Source organism: Polaromonas jejuensis NBRC 106434 (assembly GCF_001598235.1).
GTDB lineage: Bacteria > Pseudomonadota > Gammaproteobacteria > Burkholderiales > Burkholderiaceae_C > Polaromonas > Polaromonas jejuensis.
In genome coordinates, this window is record NZ_BCYO01000005.1 from 60553 (window position 1) to 77508 (window position 16956).

Below are 16956 nucleotides of genomic sequence, written 5' to 3' on the forward strand. Positions count from 1 at the left end.
TCTTCTGGCATCCCTGATATCGACGTGTGCCCCCGAGGGGGCTATTTTTTTGGGGGGCGGCCCGTCGAAAAATTGCTTCCCACGCTTCTGGGCACCACGGGGCACGGCCCGTCCGAAGCCGCAGATGCCGTTAACATGGGCGGATGAGTGATCCATCTACCCAACTGATTCATCATCCCTACACCCCACCAGCAGGCTTTGAAGCCGTTCAACCGGCGGTTCATAAAGCCTCTACGGTAATCTTTCCGAGTGTCGCGGCCCTGCGCAGCCGCGACTGGAAGCACAAGACCGGCTACACCTATGGCCTGCATGGCACGCCGACCACCTTCACGCTGGAAGAGCGCATTGCCACGCTGGAAGGCGGCAGGTTCTGCACCCTGGTGCCCAGCGGCTTGGCGGCGGTGGTGCTGGTCGACATGGCCGTCCTGAAGTCGGGCGACGAGGTGCTGATTCCGGATAACGCCTACGGCCCCAACAAGGCGTTTGCGCAAGCCGAACTCGCTTCCTGGGGCATCAGCCACCAGTTTTACGATCCCATGAACCCGGCCGATCTGGCGGCCCGGCTCGGCCCCAAGACGCGGCTGGTCTGGCTGGAGGCGCCGGGTTCCATCACGCTGGAGTTTCCCGACCTTCCCGCGCTGGTCGCGGTCATCAAGGTGCACAACCAGTCCTCCGGCGCCCACCCGCAGGGCACGGTTTCGGCGCTGGACAACACCTGGGGCGCCGGCCTGGCCTTCAATGCCTTCACCCTGGGGGTCGATGTGTCGGTTCAGGCGCTGACCAAATACCCCAGCGGCGGCGCGGACGTGCTGATGGGGTCTGTCGTCACCAGCGACGAGGCGCTGCATCACCTGGTCCATTTCTGCCACATGCGCGTGGGCTACGGCGTGAGCGGCAGCGATGCCGAGCTGGTGCTGCGCGGCCTGAACAGCATTGCCTTGCGCTATGCCGCCCAGGACGCGGCCACGCGGCAGCTGGCGGCCTGGCTGCAGACCCTGCCGCAGATCGAAACCGTCCTGCATCCCGCCTTGCCGGACTCGCCCGGCCATGCGGTGTGGAAGCGCGATTGCAGCGGGGCGGCCTGCCTGCTCAGCGCGGTATTCAAGCCGGAGTTCACGCAGGCGCGGATTGACCGCTTTTGCGACAGCCTGAAGCTCTTCAGGCTCGGGTACAGCTGGGCCGGGCCCATGAGCTTGTGCGTACCCTATGATCTGCCGGCCTTGCGCAGCGTCACCGCCTGGCCTTTTCAGGGGATTCTGGTGCGGTTTTCGGTCGGCCTGGAGGCCGTGGCGGACCTGCAGGCGGACATCACCCAGGCCCTGGCAAGGGCATGACGGACGCCTGACGGCAATGCAGTACAGTTGGGGCTACTTATTCACGAAAGCATGCTGTGGCAACTCCCAATTACTCCTATGAAAAGCGCCAGAAGGAGCTTGCGAAGAAACGCAAAAAAGAAGAAAAGCTCAAGCGCAAGGCCGAAGGCAAGCCGGATGACGCAAGCGATGACGGGCTGGAGACACCGAACGACGCCCAGACCGGCCTGCCGCCTGCCGAGTCCGCCTCCTGAGATGGCGCCTGAAATACAGGAAACAGGCCTCTAGCGCTGTAAGAACATGTGTGCGACGCTATTCATTTGATAGCAGTTTTTCGCCGCCAAAGCGCTCTCAACCCGGCATCACCGTCACTGGTGATGCCGGGTTTGTCGTTTCAGGCTTCGGCGACCAGGGTCTGCGCCAGCGCGGCCATGGCGGCCACGCTGTGATCACGCGGCGACAGCGGCCGCGCCGTTTCATACTGCGTGAAGTTGCGCTGCATCGATTGCAGGTACACCGGGTCGTAGTGCTTGAGCAGCAGCTCATGCACCACAGAGGCCACGTCGCCACGGCGCGCGCGCGCCTGCCAGTCCTGCACGACAGCCTTGCCGCGTGCCTCGGTCAGCGCCGCCAGGCGTTCGCAGAAAAACTCGATGTCCCTGACGAAAAAATCATAGTCTTCCAGCAGCAGCGCGACCCGCTCCTCCTCGGGCAGCTCCAGGCGCAGGCAGGAGCCGGCGCGCATGGCGGCAATCAGGCCCTCGGGCACGGCCACATTGCCGACTTTTTTGCTCTCGCTTTCAATGTAGACGGGCCGCGCCGCATCAAAACCGCGCAGGGCGGCCCAGATGTGGCTGTCAAAAGCCTTCTGGCTGGGCTGGGCCAGGCCCGGGATCAGGCCCAGCACCGAGCTGCGGTGGTTCGCCAGCGCTTCCAGGTCCAGCACCTGCGCGCCCAGGGCCTTCAGCGCGTGCAGCAAGCGTGTCTTGCCTGAGCCGGTGGGGCCGCAAACGACGCGGTAGCTGTAGCGGGCCGCCAGTGGCGGCAAATCGGCCACCAGCGCCGCCCTGAAGGCCTTGTAGCCGCCATCGACCAGCGTGACCTTGAACCCTATCTGGTCGAGGACAAGCGCCAGCGAGCCGCTGCGCTTGCCGCCGCGCCAGCAGTACACCAGCGGCTGCCAGTCCTTGGGTTTGTCCAGCACGCCCTGCTGGATGTGCGCGGCGATGTTTTTGGCCACCAGCGCGGCGCCCAGCTTTTTGGCCTCGAACTGGCTGATCTGCTTGTATTGGGTGCCGACGATCTTGCGCTCTTCGTCATGCAGACTGGGCCAGTTCACGGCGCCCGGGAGGTGGTCTTCGGCGTATTCGCCTTCGCTGCGGGCGTCAATGACGGCGGAAAAACTATGCAGATTGCCGAGGGCTTCTTCGGCGGAAATTCGTTCAATGCTCACGGGATCAATTTCTTCAGTTCGGGCCAGACATTGGCCAGCATTCTGGCTTGTGACTGTTCGTTGGGGTGAATGCGGTCGGCCTGGAAGTGGGCGGCCGAGTCGTCCACATCGGCAATGCCTTTGAGGAGGAAGGGCACCAGCGCCACCTGTTCAGCCTTGGCCACTTTGGAAAAGAGGCTGGCAAAGCCGGCGCCATACGCGCCGCCATAGTTGGGGGGCACCTGCATGCCGACCAGCAGCACTTTGGCACCGGCCTGTTTGGCCGCCTGCGTCATGGCGGCCAGGTTTTTTTCGGTCATGTCCAGCGGCAGACCGCGCAGCGCGTCGTTGCCGCCGAGCTCGATCACCACGGCACTGGGGTGGTGCTGCGCCAGCAGGGCCGGCAGGCGCGAGCGGCCGCCCGAGGTGGTGTCGCCGCTGATGCTGGCATTGATCACCTTGGCGCTGCCGGCTTTTTTCTTGTCGCTGGCCAGCTGCTTTTCCAGCAGGGACACCCAGCCGGTGCCGCGCTTGAGACCGTATTCGGCGCTCAGCGAATCGCCCACGACCAGGATGGTGGCGGCCCGGGCCGACGCCTGGGCTGGCGTTTGGGCCTGAACCAGCCAGGGCGCACCCAGCCAGGCCGCCAGGAGCAGCGTAGCGAATGGCCTTGCCCGGTGTATTAACCCGCGCTTACGCGCCGCCGGGCCGGGCTTGCTAAAGTCGGCAAAAGTGAATTTCAAGATTTTTGATAAGGCTGCCATGTTTGACCCTGCGGTTTCCGTCGTGAGCGAGGCTTCTTCAGCGCCGCTGAAGACGTCCATCTCTCCAATTATTTCCGTCGAGCATGTTTTCAAGTCGGTGACGGACTCCACCGGCACGCTGACCATTTTGCGCGATATCGATTTTGCACTGGCGCCCCGCGAAACCGCCGCCATTGTCGGCGCTTCCGGTTCGGGCAAAAGTACCTTGCTGTCCATCATTGCGGGGCTGGACACCCCCAGCCAGGGCACGGTGCGGCTGGCCGGGCAGGACCTGTTTGCCCTCAGCGAAGACGAGCGCGCCGCTTTGCGGGCCCAGTCGGTGGGTTTTGTCTTCCAGAGCTTTCAGCTCATGGGTAATTTGACGGCGCTTGAAAATGTCATGCTGCCGCTGGAATTGTCGGGCATGCGCAATGCCCGTGCACAGGCGAGCGGCATGCTCAAGCGGGTTGGCCTGGGCGAGCGGCTGGGCCATTATCCCAAGGTGCTGTCGGGCGGCGAGCAGCAACGCGTGGCGCTGGCACGGGCCTTTGTGGTCCAGCCCGCCGTGCTGCTGGCCGATGAGCCGACCGGCAGCCTGGACTTTGCCACCGGCGAAACCGTGATGGCGTTGATGTTTGAACTCAACCAGGAACTGGGCACGACGCTGGTGCTGGTCACGCATGACCCGGCGATCGCGGCGCGCTGCCAGCGGCGCATCACCATAGAGGCCGGGCGGGTCAGCGCTGGCTGAGCATTAAACAGGGTTGCCGCCGCCATGGTTCGGGCGCAGGCTGCTATCAATAATGAAGTGACAGGCGATGCGCTGCCTGTCATTCGCCGTGAGCCGGAAGCGCCGCCGCAACGCCAACGGCGATAATTGGCGCATGTCCTCTTCTCCCAAAGTTCTTTTTGGCTTTCATGCCGTCGGCGTGCGCCTGAAAACCGCACCCAAGTCGGTGCTGGAAGTTTTTTTCGATGCCTCGCGCCGCGATGCGCGCATGCGCCAGTTCACCGACCGGGCCCGCGAAGCCGGCGTGCGGCTGATCGAGTCCGACGGCCTGCGCCTGGCCAAGATGTGCGGCAGCCATGGCCACCAGGGCGTGGTGGCGCGTGTGGACGCGGTGGCCCAGGTCACCTCGCTCGATGAGCTGCTGGAGCAGCTGGAAGCCTCCGGCGTCGCCCAGCCGCTGCTGCTGGTGCTCGACGGCGTGACCGATCCGCACAACCTTGGCGCCTGCCTGCGCGTGGCCGATGGCGCCGGTGCCCATGCCGTGATCGCCCCCAAAGACCATGCGGCCGGCATCAGCGCCATCGTCGCCAAGGTGGCCAGTGGCGCGGCCGAAACCATGCCTTATTTCATGGTGACCAACCTGGCCCGCACCTTGAACGAGCTGAAGGAGCGCAACATCTGGTGCATAGGCACCAGCGACGACGCGCCCAAGACGATTTACGACGTGGACCTCAAGGGCCCGGTGGCCCTGGTGCTGGGCGCTGAGGGCGAGGGCATGCGCCAGCTCACGCGCAAGACCTGCGACGAGCTGGTCAGCATCCCCATGCGCGGCGCGGTGGAAAGCCTGAACGTGTCGGTGGCCAGCGGCGTCTGCCTCTATGAAGCGCTGCGCCAGCGCAGCTGAACGGCCGCTTCCTTAAACCAGCCCAAACCAGCCCAGCAGCGCCCCCGCACCCAGCAGCCAGAGCAGGTGAATCCTGCTGCGCCAGACGATCACGGCGGTGGCGGCCGTGAGCAGCCACATGGGCCAGTTTTTGAGCGAGCTGCCATTGCTGCCCGCCAAAATCCAGCTGGTGGCGATCAGCAGCGCCACCACAATGGGTGCCATGCCCTGCTTGAAGGCGCGCACCGCGCGCAGTTCGCGGTTGCGGTGGCCCCACTGGGCCGCCACATAAGTCAGCGTGGTGCTGGGGATCAGAATCCCCAGCATGGTGATCAGCACGCCCAGCAGGCCGGGCAACATGCCACCGGCGTTCAGCCCGACATTCCAGCCCATCAGGGCGATGAACAGCACATTGGGGCCGGGCGCGGCTTGCGCGATGGCGATCGAGGCGTTGAACTGGGCGTCGGTCAGCCAGTGCTGCTGCTCGACCAGAAAACGGTGCATGTCGGGCGCCGTGCTGATGGCGCCGCCTATCGACAGCAGCGACAGCGACAGGTAATGCACAAACAAATCAAACCAGTCGCCGATTTTAAAAACAAGGTGCAGGGCCTGATGGGTCATGGTTTCGGTCATGGCTTGAGCTTTCTGAAGGCCAGCACGCAGGCAATCACCCCCAGCCCGAACAGCACATAGGCCAGCGGCCAGCGCAGCAGGGCGATGGCCACGAAGCAGGTCAGGCCAAAGGCGATGCAAAGGCGCAGGCCCAGTGCATTTTTCGCCAGCGCGCCAAACAGTTTCAGGCCGGTCGCGGCAATCAGCCCGGCGGCCACCGCGCCCATGCCGCGCAGGGCACCGGCCACGCCGGGATGGCCGGCAAACTGGGCATACACCAGGGCCAGCACCAATACCAGCACCAGCGGCACCGTCAGCATGCCGGCCAGCGCCGCCATCGCGCCCTTGAGGCCGAAGTAGCGCCCGCCAATCATCAGCGACAGGTTCACCACATTGGGGCCCGGCATGATTTGCGCCACGGCCCAGTCCTCAATGAACTCTTCGCGCGTCATCCAGCGTTTTTTTTCGACCATCTCGCGCTGCACGATGGCCAGCACGCCGCCGAAGCCCTGCAGGGCCAGCAAGGTGAATGAAACAAACAGGTCGGTGAGGGATTTTGGGTGCGGATGGTCTTCCGCGGGCAGAGAACTCATGGCACTGATTATCACTGCTTGCCCGTGTTTCCGCAGGCTGGCGACATGGGCCGGGCATTCCGCTTGCTATTAAATGAATAGCTGTCTGCGCAGGCGTAACGGTGGCCAGGGGGGTAAAAGGCCAGAAAAAAAACAGGGTGAAAATGGCGCCGCATGTGTTTCACGGGCTAAAACCGGAGCTCCCATGTTTCACCGACCAGGTCGTGCCCAAAGCCGTGGTACGGTTCGCTCTTGATGAGTTGGAAGCCGCGTTTGGCGTAGATCGCGCGGGCCGCATCCAGGCAACTGTTGGTCCAGAGCTGCATTTTTTTGTAGCCCTTGCTGCGCGCAAAGGCGATGCATTCGTCGGTCAGCCGCCCACCCAGGCCCAGCCCGCGTGCTTCCGGTGTGAGGATCAGCATGCGCAGCTGGGCCACGGTGGCGGATTTGCGCACCACGAACACGGCGCCGACCCGTTCACCGTCCAGCTCGGCGATCCAGCATTTCTCGCAGTCGGGCCGGAAGTTTTTGAGGTACTTGCCGGCTATGTCGGCCACCAGGGCTTCGAACTCGCTGTTCCAGCCGTATTCGCGCGCGTAGATTTCGCCATGCTGCTGCACCACCCAGCCCATGTCGCCGGGTTTCGGGTCGCGCAGGATGATGGTGCGGGTTGCTGCGGGTTGGTTAGGCGGCGCCAGCAGCCGCTGCACCGTGTTCATGGCGGCCACGAGGTTTTGCTGGTCGGCGGGTGAAAGCCCCGCCAAAAGGGCTGCAGCCTCATCGTTGGACTGCTGCTGCAAGGGCGCAAATACCTTGTGCCCGAGCGGGGTCAGCTTGAGCAGGCTTTGCCGGGCGTCCGCTATGGACGGCACCCGTGCCAGCCAGCCCTTGCCTTCAAAGCGGCGCAGGATGCGGCTCAGGTAACCGGCGTCCAGCGCCAGGTCACGGCCCAGCTCCGAAGCCGTGGGCTGGTCGCGATGGGCGAGCTCATACAGCACCCGCACCTCGGTGAGCGAAAACTCGCTGCCCAGGTAGGGGGCCAGGATGCCGATGCGCTGTGTGTAGAAGCGGTTGAAGTGGCGCACGGCCTTGATGTGCGTCGCGCCGGCTGCATTCGGCGCAAGTGCAGGGGAGGGCGCCGAAGCGGAAAGGGTGGGGGAGATTGACGATGCCATGTCGGCTATCGTCAATCAGTTGGTTGACAAAGTCAAGTAAATTGAATTTCTCCGACCTTTCCTCTGGTTTGGACCGGCCTGGCGTCAAATCACCCGGCGCGGAGCCGCCGTGGCGGCATCACCGCTGTTGGCTGCGGGTATGCCTTGCGCCGCGCCGCTGATGGTGCTTACCTTGTTGTGGAGTCGTTGCATGGGGCTATTGAAGTCGTTGGGTGTCGTTGAATAAGAAAAGGGCGAAATCAATAAACCGGCTGGTGCTTGCGGATGGAGGGTTGAAAGATGGCAGGGCCAAATGATCCTTTCATTGCATAATTAAAATGGTTTGCGGAGCCATTTCAACCATCCTGGACGCTGGCCACAGCGCGCCAACCTGCAAACGAACAAGAGACCTCATTCAGACAATAAAGGCCCAAGAATTCATCATGCGACTTAAGCACTTTTCGTTGTTGATCTTGTTTTGGTCCGTGGCGTCGTCGGCCATGGCTGCTGATTTCAGCCCAATTCCCGGTACCGCCCGCATGACGGACGTTGCCAAAGCCCCGGTGCCGTTTGACCTTTCCACACTCAAACAAAATTGGAGGCAACGCATTCTGGCCATGCGTGCGGCGGGGGTGATGCCAATCATCGACATCGAGTCGAACCTTTCGGAAAATCTGGACGTGCAGCGCTTTGCCCGGCAAATGGATGCCGAGGGTGTGGCGCTCATTGCTTTTTCTGGCATAGCTGCCGGCCGCGGCTGGAGCGATGCCGCCCGGTATGCGGTGGCCGCTGATCCCTGGCGGTACATTCCCACCGGAGACGGCGGGCTGCCACCCGACTGGAAAAATAATCCGATGGACTTCGCAAGAATTACCAAAGAGCGGACGGTCAGCGACGGCTATCCTTTGATGGGGGAGTATGAGTTTCGCCATTACCCCTCACCAGACCAGATTCAGCGCGGCAACACCCAGCGCGATGAAGATCTGCCCATAGACAGTCCTGCCGGACATCAACTATTCCAGTTTTCAGCAGAAAGCGGCATTCCGTTCGAGATCCATCTCGAGATTGAGGACCAGTATCTGGCGCCCCTGGAAAAAATGCTCAAGCAGTATCCCAAGGCCAAGGTCATCTGGTGCCATCTTGCGCAAATGCGCTATCAGTCCCGCAATACCGTTTACGGGCCGGACTATGTCCGCAAGCTGATTGATCAATATCCCAATCTTTACTTCGACCTGTTTTCCGGCCCACCAGATCACATCTACCCGGGAAGCGGGGAATATCCGGGAAAGTATTGGGACCGCACGACCGGCAGGCTTTTACCCGAGTGGGCCAAGCTGATTGCGGAACAACCCTGGCGTTTCATGACCGCTCTCGATCTCAATCCATTCATCATGAATGCTTTTTCGCGCAAGGTGGGCATGCAGCGTGCCGTTCTGGCGAGCTTGCCTGAGCCAGTGAGAGAGATCGTCGCGTACAAGGCGGCATGGAAGCTTTTGTTCAACGAGGATTTTTGACGGCCTTCTCCGTCTGGCCCTTTGGCTTATTGCACTGCGGCCGGCTCCGCCACTCCCAGCTTGGCGGCCCAACTGGCCAGCGAAGGCAGGATGGACGGGTAGAGTTCAACACCGGCCTGCATCTGCCGAGCGGCCAGCGCGACGCCTTTTTCGCCCGGGGTTCTCACCCTGGCGTCAGGCCGCGCCGGTCGCGATGCGCGGCAGGCCTCGGCGACGTGGCCGGTTTGCCGGTTGAAAGCGTCCAGGCCCGCAAATGCGCGCGGGTCGATGACCTGCAGGAACACCGTGGCGCCCCAGCCTTCTTTCGGGTCGGCGCGGCCGTGGCCTGCCAGGCCACCGGTCAGGGCTTCGACCAGCAGCGTGAGGCCGTAGCCCTTGTGGCCCGAGTCCATGCCGCCCAATGGCAGGATGGTGCCCTTGGGTTCTTCAAACAGCACGGACGGGTTGTCGCTGGCCACGCCGTGGCCGTCCATGACCCACTGGGCGGGCAGGCGCTTGCCCTCCTGGTGCAGCCGGTTGGTCATGCCGTTGGTGGTGGCCGAGGTCGAGACGTCCATCAGCACCGGGACGCCGCCGGTGGGAATGCCCGCAGAAATCGGGTTGGGTGTGAACACCGGGTCCAGCCCGCCGAACGGCGCGACGCTGGCCGTGTTCGGGTCCGAGCAGGTCAGCAGCATCATCAGGCCCCGGTCGGTGGCGCGCTTCAGGTAGGCGGCCAGGCAGGCAATGTGGTGGCTGCGGCGAATCACCACGGTGCAGGTGCCCTGGGTGGCGGCGCGGGCCATGGCCAGTTCCATGGCCTGCAGCACCAGCCAGGGGCCGGGCAGGCGGCGCCCGTCCCAGGTGACGGCGGCCGGGTGGTCGGCCACCACGGTGGGGCTGCCGAGCTTTTGCATGGCGCCCGACTCGATGTCCTTGAGGTAGCCCGCCAGCAGGGCCAGCCCGTGGGTGTTGTGGCCCATCAGGTCGCCTTCGACGAGGATCTCGGCCACGCCCTGGGCCTTGTCCTTGTCCAGCCCGGCAGCCGTGAGCAGGGCATGGGCGTAGCGGACCAGGTCGGTGTAGAGGTAGTGCATGGGTTTTGTCTCCGGAATTGCTATGATTTTTGTAGCTTCCTGCGCCCGTTTTTGCTGGGTGAAGTGGCTATTGGATGGTGGTGCCGCCACCGGGCTTCATGCCCGTCGGCCGGACTATCGCCATTCTAAGGAGTGACGGAGGGGCCGCTTGGGGCCGGCGCAGGCCTTCGCGCAGATCGCTGGGTAAAAAAAGCGGAAAGCAGGCCAAGGCCTGCTTTCCGCCATGAAGGAACCCACCCGTGCCGGCAAACCCTGTGAATGCCGGGCATCCTGCGGACGGGAGGAGGGCTTGTCAGGCCCTGGACAGCTTGATGCTGGTCGGGTCGGCGGTGAGGTAGCCGACCGCGGCGCCGAAGCGGTCCTTGTAGTTGGCCCGCACCAGCGGCTCCAGCGCGGCCTGCACCTTGCCGTGCAGGGCCGGGATCCAGTCGCCCGCGTGCTGGAAGTTGCTCATGATGTAGGTCCAGCCGTTGAGGTCGTCCACCACGTGCAGGCCGGTGGCTTCAGCGCCTGAGGGCATGGACATCAGGCGCGAGAGTTCCCTGGTGTCGACGTTGTAGGCCCAGAGGAAATTGTTGACGTGGGTGCTGCTGTCCTCGCCGATGAAGAGGGTGCGCAGCTTCTCCGAAAACTTCAGGTTGTCGGGGTTGGAGACTTTTTCGGGGTTGGCCTTGTTGCCCAGCGCATCCGCCGCAATGTCCTCACCGATCAGCAGCGCCTTGGTGTGCACAGGCATCCATTCGCTGCGAATGGGGCTGCCGCCCAGGTCTTTCTGCCCGCCTGCGAGCTTGTGCGCCATGATGCCGCCGGCGATCAGGGGCTTGTCCAGGGCGATGCCGCTGGCCGCGTTCCAGCCCTTGCCGGTCTTGACCATGGAGTCCTGGATGTTCTGCAGCGCCGAGTAGGCGATCTTGTCCTTGATGTTGACGGTGGTGCCTTCCATTTTCGAAAAGCCCATGCTGCCGCCCATCAGGTAGGCGTAGCGGTGGGTCTCCAGGAAGGCGGCGGCTTTCTCCATGCCGGGCTTGACCTTGATCCAGTTGGCATTGCCGTTGTAGAAAACCTTGGTGAAGCTGGCGTCGCCCGGGTCGGTTTTGGACACCGTCATGATGTCGGCCGGCTTGAGCGTGTTGGCCATCTGCTCGACCTCCGCGCTGCTGGCATGGCCCAGCTTGATCCAGGAGAGCCTGGCGCCTTCGGCCGCCGGATCGATGGAGAAACCGGTGCCCAGCTTGGCGACGTACAGCGTGCCGGACGACAGGTCTTTTTCCCGGTCGGCCACGAAGACGAACAGGCCGCTGTTGGTGGCGTCATCGCCCATCAGCACGGTGCGGTTGTCGGGCATGACCTGCACCAGCTCATGCGAGATGCGGCCCAGGTTGTAGTGCTTCCTGATGGTGCCGGTGCCGTCCGGGTTCACCGTCACTTCAGGCAGGTGGCCGTAGTGATAGGGGTTGGCCCGGGTCTCGTCGCCATAGACGTTCTTGCTGAATTTCTTGAACTGCGCGCTTTCGGCGGCAAACGGTGCATCGGGCTCGTACTCTTCGCTCGACAGGTGGGTATTCCAGGGCGACAGGCTGGCGCCGCAGGTGATCCACAGGCCGTGGGCCTTGGAGGTGTCGACGTTGTGGTATTTCACCAGGCTCAGCTTGCCGGTGGTCTGGTCCTGGTCCAGCGTCAGCACGGCAATGGGTGAGGGCAGGATGCCGTAGGCGTCAACGCCGGCCTGGTCGCGCGTGGCGTATTCAAACTGCACCACGGCAAACACGGCCTTGCCCTTGATGCCGGGCACGTTTGCGTTGGGCAGCGCCAGCAGCGAGGTGCCGTCGGGCGAGTCCGAAAACATCTGGCGCTCCTTGCCCGGCACCGACCTGTCCATGATGGGCTGGTTGCGGATGTCCACATAGCCGCCGCTCAAGATCGTGCCGCCCTTGCCGTCGGGAACCCTGTCGCCCGTGACAAAGAAAGGCTGGTAGGCGAGCTTGTAGTTCTGCGTGGTGTTGTCCTTGAGGTGGACCTTGAGGCTGGAGGCCACGGTGGTGGTGGCCATGGCGGCCGGGTTGGCCAGCGAGGGGGCTGCCATCGACGTGAAGCTGGACGACAGATAGCTGCCCGTCGCAGCAGGACCGGTGCCGGTGGCGCAGCCGGACAGCAGGGAGCTGGAAGCCAGCGCACCCAGCGGCAGCATGGGGGTGCTCGCCAGGAGCTTCAGGGCGGTGCGTCGTGAGGGGCGGGCAGGTTGGGCCAGGTCAGTCATTTTTTGATTCCAAGGGTTGGGTAAGGCGCAGGCCGTGGGAGAGCCCGCGCTGCAGGGATCATAAAAACCGTACGTGACAGTTTTTTGAAAGGATTTTGAAAGGTGTGTCGTTTTGTGGGTGAAGTAAGCGCAGGCAGCGCTTGAATATTCAGGGAGTCATCACGAACTGGGTAGCTGCACGTCAAAATGACCTCGCATGGAATTTCCCAAAAAGGCACCCACTGATGACTTCACTCAAAATCGACTTTGTCTCCGACGTTTCCTGCCCCTGGTGCGTGATTGGCCTTAAATCGCTGGACCAGGCCCTTGAGCGCGTGGGCGGCGACATCACCGCCGAGCTGCATTTCCAGCCGTTCGAACTCAATCCCGGCATGGGGCCGCAAGGCCAGGAAATCACCGAGCACATCACCGAAAAGTACGGCATCACGGCCGCGCAGGCCCAGGCCAACCGCGAAAACATCCGCGCGCGCGGCGCGCAAGTGGGCTTCAAGTTCAGCATGGCGGACGAGCCCGGCGGTGGGCGAAGCCGCATTTACAACACCTTTGACGCGCACCGCCTGCTGCACTGGGCAGAACTGGAAGGTGCCGGCAAGCAGAAGGCGCTGAAGGAAGCGCTGTTCAAGGCCTACTTCACCGATGGCCAGAGCCCGGCTTCGCACGAAGTGCTGGCGCGGGTGGCCGGCGAGGTGGGCCTGGATGCGGCGCGTGCGCGCGAGATCCTGGCCTCGGATGCCTATGCCGTTGAAGTGCGCGAGCGCGAGCAGTTTTACCAGTCGCAGGGCATTCATTCGGTGCCGGCCGTCATCATCAATGACCGTCATTTGATTTCCGGCGGGCAGCCCGCCGAGGTGTTTGAGCAGGCCCTGCGCCAGATTGCAGCGGCCGGCTGAACGGGGCGGCCCACCATGCCCTACGAGCTTCACTACTGGCCCACGATTCAGGGGCGTGGTGAGTTTGTGCGCCTGGCGCTGGAGGCGGCGGATGCCGATTATGTGGATGTGGCGCGCGGCAGCGATGGCGAAGGGCAGGGCGTGGCGGCCATGATGCATTTCATCGAGAGCCCCGAGGTGGAGCGTCCGCCCTTTGCACCGCCATTTCTGGTGGATGGCAAGGTCATCGTCGGCCAGACAGCGGCGATCCTGCTGTACCTGGGACCGCGCCTGGGCCTGGTCGGCAAGAGCGAGATGCAGCGCCTGTGGACGCACCAGCTGCAGCTGACCATTGCCGACGTGGTGGACGAAGCCCACGACACGCACCATCCGATTGCCACGGGCCTGTATTACGAGGACCAGAAGCCCGCGGCCATGCAGCGGGCAAGGGAGTTTCGGCTGGCACGCGTGCCCAGGTTTTTGGGCTGGTTTGAAAGCGTGCTGGCGCGCAACCCCAGTGGCAGCGCGCATTTGGTGGGGGGGCGGCTGAGCTATGCCGATCTGTCGCTGTTCCAACTGGTCGATGGCCTGCTGTACGCCTTTCCCAAAGCCACCCGGCGGGCACTGAAAAAGACGCCCCTGGTGAGTTCGCTGCACGACAGCGTGCCGCAGCACAAGCGCTTGGCGGCCTACCTGGCCAGCGAGCGGCGCATTGCCTTCAGCGAGGAGGGCATCTTCCGTCGCTACCCGGAACTCGATGGCTAAGGCCGGGCCGCTACTGCCTGGCAGCGCGTAGTACTTATTTTTTTCAGGCCTGTGCAGTCATCAAGCCCAAATCAGGCTTTGTCCACTGGGATTTGTACAGCGCGCCGTCAACCTTGGGTTCCGGCACGTTGGACGGCGGTTTGGGTAGTTTTGTGTCGGGGCAGCCAGACAGCAGCAGGGCAAGCAGGGTCAGTGGCAAGAGGGACTTCATGGTGTCTCCAGACGCAATCATCCAACGGAAATTCAATGATAGGACGGGGCCGGGCGCGATGCCAGCGCGTGGCGCAGAGTCGCGGCGAAGGCCTACATCGTCCAGTTTGCCCATGCGTTTTGCTGCAGGCCTGGCAGCGTCGAATTAGCGTGGATTTTTTCGCGTACTGCCCAGGCCCACAGTGGCGGGTTATCGGATTTGTCCTACGATGGGCTGGCTTGACTCGACCTGGCAAACGCCTTAAAACTGGACGTCCAAGAACCTCAAGGAGCCAACCATGCCGACACGCCGCCAAGCCATCCGCATTTCCCTTGCCGCCATGACGGTGCTCGCTGCGGCCGCCATCACCGGCTGCGGCATGATGGGCAGCCAGTCCAACCTGGTGGCCTTCACCACGCAGTTGCGCGCCGCCAACGAGGTGCCGCCCAATACCAGCCGGGCCAGCGGCTCGGTCGATGCCGTGTTCAACAAGGACACCAACTTGTTTCGCTGGAAGGTCAAATTCACCGGCCTGACGGGACCCGCTACGGGAGCGCACTTTCATGGCCCGGCCGCCATTGGCAGCAACGCCGGGGTGGTCCTGCCCTGGACCGGCCCCATCACCAGCCCCCTGGAGGGCAGCGCCACGCTGACGCCGGCGCAAGCTGCTGACCTGATGGCCGGCCGCTGGTACGCCAACGTTCACACGGCGGCCAACCCGGGCGGCGAAATTCGCGGCCAGATGACGGTCGTGACGAGTGAGCCGCGGTCAGGTGGCTCAGGTGGCGGCGGTTACTAGTGTGGTGTTGCATGCTTGACGGTACCAATAAAACCGATGGATTTTTGTCCAGGGCAAGGCGCAAACCGCAGCAATAGTTCCACTATTGCGAGGATTTGCAACGCCGCCATGGGCAAAAAGACGCGGTTTTATGTGCCGGATAGCGTGCAACACCACACTAGCCAGCACAATCGGTCCCGCGCTTGCTATTGATTCAATAGCTTTCCTCCCAGGCTCTACAAGGGCTGGAGGTCATTTTGTTGGTATTTTTGGGGCCGCGCAGCTTCTGAGTCCATAACCTGGCAGGGGGAAGATCCTGGGGAAATCCCTAGGTCTAATTTGGTTGTGAACGCAACCAGATTGTTATAAAGTTGCGCCCGCAACAATATTTTTCCGTAGGCGCACCGTCATGAACAAATCCTCCACGCATTGGCCCACCAAGGTGCCCGTCCTGATTGCCGGCGGCGGCCCGGTCGGCATGACGCTGGCGGCCCTGCTGGCGCGCTATGGCATTGCCAGCCTGGTGATCGAGGCCGACGAAGGCTATTGCGCCGGTAGCCGGGCCATCTGCATGTCGCGCCGCTCCCAGGAAATCCTGGGTTGGATAGGCGCCGACAAGCCGCTGGTCGAAAAAGGCCTGTCGTGGGTCGGCGGGCGCAGCTACTTTCGCGACCGCGAGGTGCTGCATTTCCAGATGCCCAGCGAACCGACGCAGCGCTACGCGCCCATGGTCAACATCCAGCAATACTATGCCGAGGAATTTGCGCACCAGGCCGCGCTGGCGCAGGGCGACCTGGCCGACATGCGCTGGTCCAGCAAGGTGACGGCCGTGCGGCCGCGCACCGACGGTGCACAGGTCGATATCCAGTCGGCCGATGGCACGCACACCGTGCAGGCCGACTGGGTGGTCGCCTGCGACGGGGGCCGCAGCACGGTGCGCGAGCAACTGGGCCTGCAGCTGGAAGGCACGCAGTACGAAGGCAAGTACGTGATCGTGGACGTGGTGCAAAAAACCAAACGCGAGGTGGAGCGCCTGGCCTGGTTTGACCCGCCGTCCAATCCCGGCTCGACCATCCTGATGCATCGCCAGCCCGACGATGTCTGGCGCATCGACTACCAGATTCGCGATGACGAAGACCCGGTCGAGGCCGTGAAGCCCGAGAACGTGCTGCCGCGCGTGCAAAGCCACCTGTCCATGATTGGCGAGAACGAGCCCTGGGAGCCGCTGTGGATTTCGATCTACAACGCCAAATGCCTGACCTTGCCCAGCTACCGCCATGGCCGTGTGCTGTTTGCCGGCGATGCCGGGCATCTGGTGCCGATTTTTGGCGTGCGCGGACTCAATTCGGGCCTGGACGATGCCGGCAATCTGGCATGGAAGTTGGCGCTGGTGCAACAGGGGCGGGCGGCCGATTCGCTGCTCGACAGCTATTCCAGCGAACGCGTGCAGGCCACGCGCGAGAACATCGCCTATGGCGCCAAGAGCACCGAATTCATGGCGCCGCCCGACTACGGCTTCAAGCTGCTGCGCGAGGCGGCGCTGCGCCTGAGCACCGAAAATCCGGCCCTGAGCTCGCTGGTCAATCCGCGCCAGTCCACACCGGTCGAGTACCTGAATTCGCCGCTCAACCTGCCCGCGCAGGAGGCTGCCTTCAAGGCGGGCGCCCGTGCCGGCATGCCTGCGCCCGAGGCCCTGCTGCGTGCCGGCAGTGCGCATTCGCACCTGACTTCCCGCTTTGGCGCCGGGTTTGTGCTGCTTTATTTTGCCAAGCAGCCCGGCTTGCCCGCGGCGCTGCAGGCCTTGGCCACCTCAGAGGTAGCCGGCCCCGCTGCGCTGAAGGTCATCTGCATTGCCAGCCAGGGTCAAGCCAACGCCCACACGCTGATTGACGAACTCGGCCAGGCCCATGAGCGCTACGACGCGGCAGAAGGCACGGTCTACCTGGTGCGGCCCGACGGCTATGTGATGGGACGCTGGCGTGAAGCCACTGCCGCGAACCTGCAGGCTGCGCTGAGGCCGCTGACCGGCCAGCCCTGCGCCGCCTAGCCATTCACGTCCTCGCCCTTT

18 protein-coding genes are annotated in these 16956 nt (G+C 63.4%); 9 read left to right on the plus strand and 9 right to left on the minus strand.

Annotation, left to right across the window (positions count from 1 at the left end; genetic code table 11):
• Positions 1–143: 143 nt before the first annotated feature.
• A complete protein-coding gene (locus PJE01S_RS07900; RefSeq protein ID WP_068832619.1) occupies positions 144–1334 on the plus strand; it encodes a PLP-dependent transferase in 1191 nt (396 codons plus the stop codon).
• Between the two features lie 56 nt (positions 1335–1390).
• A complete protein-coding gene (locus PJE01S_RS25505) occupies positions 1391–1567 on the plus strand; it encodes a hypothetical protein (protein ID WP_169804369.1) in 177 nt (58 codons plus the stop codon).
• 140 nt (positions 1568–1707) lie between these two features.
• Here PJE01S_RS25505 and mnmH read toward each other — a convergent pair whose 3' ends face one another.
• Positions 1708–2766 carry a tRNA 2-selenouridine(34) synthase MnmH gene (gene mnmH / locus PJE01S_RS07905; RefSeq protein WP_068832620.1) on the minus strand — a complete coding sequence of 353 codons (1059 nt, stop codon included), beginning with the start codon at positions 2764–2766 and terminating at the stop codon, positions 1708–1710.
• Complete coding sequence (locus tag PJE01S_RS07910; protein WP_245660676.1) at positions 2763–3488, minus strand: arylesterase; 726 nt, start codon at positions 3486–3488, stop codon at positions 2763–2765. The genes mnmH and PJE01S_RS07910 overlap by 4 nt, the downstream gene beginning before the upstream one ends.
• A 19-nt stretch (positions 3489–3507) precedes the next feature.
• Between PJE01S_RS07910 and PJE01S_RS07915 the strand changes: the two genes are divergently transcribed.
• A complete protein-coding gene (locus tag PJE01S_RS07915) occupies positions 3508–4239 on the plus strand; it encodes an ABC transporter ATP-binding protein (protein ID WP_068832911.1) in 732 nt (243 codons plus the stop codon).
• Positions 4240–4242: 3 nt separating this feature from the next.
• Here PJE01S_RS07915 and PJE01S_RS26155 read toward each other — a convergent pair whose 3' ends face one another.
• Positions 4243–4374, minus strand: a complete 132-nt coding sequence (locus PJE01S_RS26155; RefSeq protein ID WP_281178579.1) for a hypothetical protein — start codon at positions 4372–4374, stop codon at positions 4243–4245.
• Here PJE01S_RS26155 and rlmB point away from each other — a divergent pair.
• Entirely contained in the window at positions 4373–5122 is a 750-nt protein-coding gene (gene rlmB, locus PJE01S_RS07920) for a 23S rRNA (guanosine(2251)-2'-O)-methyltransferase RlmB (RefSeq protein ID WP_068832915.1), read from the plus strand. The two genes, PJE01S_RS26155 and rlmB, sit on opposite strands and share 2 nt — an antisense overlap.
• Before the next feature lie 12 nt (positions 5123–5134).
• Here the strand turns inward: rlmB and PJE01S_RS07925 are convergent, their stop codons facing one another.
• From PJE01S_RS07925 to PJE01S_RS07935, 3 genes are all read right to left on the minus strand, one after another.
• Entirely contained in the window at positions 5135–5734 is a 600-nt protein-coding gene (locus PJE01S_RS07925; protein ID WP_377372420.1) for a chromate transporter, read from the minus strand.
• Entirely contained in the window at positions 5731–6306 is a 576-nt protein-coding gene (locus tag PJE01S_RS07930; protein ID WP_068832621.1) for a chromate transporter, read from the minus strand. The genes PJE01S_RS07925 and PJE01S_RS07930 overlap by 4 nt, the downstream gene beginning before the upstream one ends.
• 167 nt (positions 6307–6473) lie before the next feature.
• Positions 6474–7460 carry a bifunctional helix-turn-helix transcriptional regulator/GNAT family N-acetyltransferase gene (locus PJE01S_RS07935; protein ID WP_068832622.1) on the minus strand — a complete coding sequence of 329 codons (987 nt, stop codon included), beginning with the start codon at positions 7458–7460 and terminating at the stop codon, positions 6474–6476.
• A 422-nt stretch (positions 7461–7882) separates the two neighbouring features.
• On the opposite strand from PJE01S_RS07935, the gene PJE01S_RS07940 reads away from it, so the two are divergent.
• Positions 7883–8953: an amidohydrolase family protein gene (locus PJE01S_RS07940; RefSeq protein WP_157090263.1), complete on the plus strand. Its 1071-nt coding sequence runs from the start codon at positions 7883–7885 to the stop codon at positions 8951–8953.
• A 26-nt stretch (positions 8954–8979) separates the two neighbouring features.
• Here PJE01S_RS07940 and PJE01S_RS07945 read toward each other — a convergent pair whose 3' ends face one another.
• A complete protein-coding gene (locus PJE01S_RS07945; protein ID WP_068832624.1) occupies positions 8980–10029 on the minus strand; it encodes an Ldh family oxidoreductase in 1050 nt (349 codons plus the stop codon).
• Between the two features lie 292 nt (positions 10030–10321).
• Positions 10322–12286 carry a PhoX family protein gene (locus PJE01S_RS07950; protein ID WP_068832625.1) on the minus strand — a complete coding sequence of 655 codons (1965 nt, stop codon included), beginning with the start codon at positions 12284–12286 and terminating at the stop codon, positions 10322–10324.
• A gap of 221 nt (positions 12287–12507) precedes the next feature.
• On the opposite strand from PJE01S_RS07950, the gene PJE01S_RS07955 reads away from it, so the two are divergent.
• Together PJE01S_RS07955 and PJE01S_RS07960 are read left to right on the plus strand one after the other, a co-directional pair.
• Positions 12508–13176, plus strand: coding sequence for a DsbA family oxidoreductase (locus PJE01S_RS07955; RefSeq protein ID WP_068832919.1), 669 nt, complete (start codon positions 12508–12510; stop codon positions 13174–13176).
• 15 nt (positions 13177–13191) lie between these two features.
• Positions 13192–13920 (plus strand): glutathione S-transferase, encoded by a 729-nt coding sequence (locus tag PJE01S_RS07960; protein WP_068832626.1) that lies wholly within the window; start codon positions 13192–13194, stop codon positions 13918–13920.
• A 43-nt stretch (positions 13921–13963) separates the two neighbouring features.
• Here the strand turns inward: PJE01S_RS07960 and PJE01S_RS25080 are convergent, their stop codons facing one another.
• The gene (locus PJE01S_RS25080; RefSeq protein ID WP_157090264.1) at positions 13964–14245 is read right to left on the minus strand and encodes a hypothetical protein; all 282 of its coding nucleotides are present in this window, start codon (positions 14243–14245) and stop codon (positions 13964–13966) included.
• Positions 14246–14408: 163 nt separating this feature from the next.
• On the opposite strand from PJE01S_RS25080, the gene PJE01S_RS07965 reads away from it, so the two are divergent.
• Positions 14409–14909 carry a CHRD domain-containing protein gene (locus tag PJE01S_RS07965; protein ID WP_068832627.1) on the plus strand — a complete coding sequence of 167 codons (501 nt, stop codon included), beginning with the start codon at positions 14409–14411 and terminating at the stop codon, positions 14907–14909.
• Between the two features lie 388 nt (positions 14910–15297).
• Positions 15298–16935: an FAD-dependent oxidoreductase gene (locus PJE01S_RS07970; protein WP_068832628.1), complete on the plus strand. Its 1638-nt coding sequence runs from the start codon at positions 15298–15300 to the stop codon at positions 16933–16935.
• The last annotated feature ends 21 nt before the right edge of the window (positions 16936–16956 follow it).

Coding starts and splice junctions, on each gene's coding strand:
- PJE01S_RS07900 (WP_068832619.1), top strand. CDS start 144: ATGAGTGATCCATCTACCCAACTGATTCATCATCCCTACACCCCACCA.
- PJE01S_RS07915 (WP_068832911.1), top strand. CDS start 3,508: ATGTTTGACCCTGCGGTTTCCGTCGTGAGCGAGGCTTCTTCAGCGCCG.
- rlmB (WP_068832915.1), top strand. CDS start 4,373: ATGTCCTCTTCTCCCAAAGTTCTTTTTGGCTTTCATGCCGTCGGCGTG.
- PJE01S_RS26155 (WP_281178579.1), bottom strand. CDS start 4,374: ATGCGCCAATTATCGCCGTTGGCGTTGCGGCGGCGCTTCCGGCTCACG.
- PJE01S_RS07925 (WP_377372420.1), bottom strand. CDS start 5,734: ATGACCGAAACCATGACCCATCAGGCCCTGCACCTTGTTTTTAAAATC.
- PJE01S_RS07930 (WP_068832621.1), bottom strand. CDS start 6,306: ATGAGTTCTCTGCCCGCGGAAGACCATCCGCACCCAAAATCCCTCACC.
- PJE01S_RS07935 (WP_068832622.1), bottom strand. CDS start 7,460: ATGGCATCGTCAATCTCCCCCACCCTTTCCGCTTCGGCGCCCTCCCCT.
- PJE01S_RS07940 (WP_157090263.1), top strand. CDS start 7,883: ATGCGACTTAAGCACTTTTCGTTGTTGATCTTGTTTTGGTCCGTGGCG.
- PJE01S_RS07945 (WP_068832624.1), bottom strand. CDS start 10,029: ATGCACTACCTCTACACCGACCTGGTCCGCTACGCCCATGCCCTGCTC.
- PJE01S_RS07950 (WP_068832625.1), bottom strand. CDS start 12,286: ATGACTGACCTGGCCCAACCTGCCCGCCCCTCACGACGCACCGCCCTG.
- PJE01S_RS07960 (WP_068832626.1), top strand. CDS start 13,192: ATGCCCTACGAGCTTCACTACTGGCCCACGATTCAGGGGCGTGGTGAG.
- PJE01S_RS25080 (WP_157090264.1), bottom strand. CDS start 14,245: ATGGGCAAACTGGACGATGTAGGCCTTCGCCGCGACTCTGCGCCACGC.
- PJE01S_RS07965 (WP_068832627.1), top strand. CDS start 14,409: ATGCCGACACGCCGCCAAGCCATCCGCATTTCCCTTGCCGCCATGACG.
- PJE01S_RS07970 (WP_068832628.1), top strand. CDS start 15,298: ATGAACAAATCCTCCACGCATTGGCCCACCAAGGTGCCCGTCCTGATT.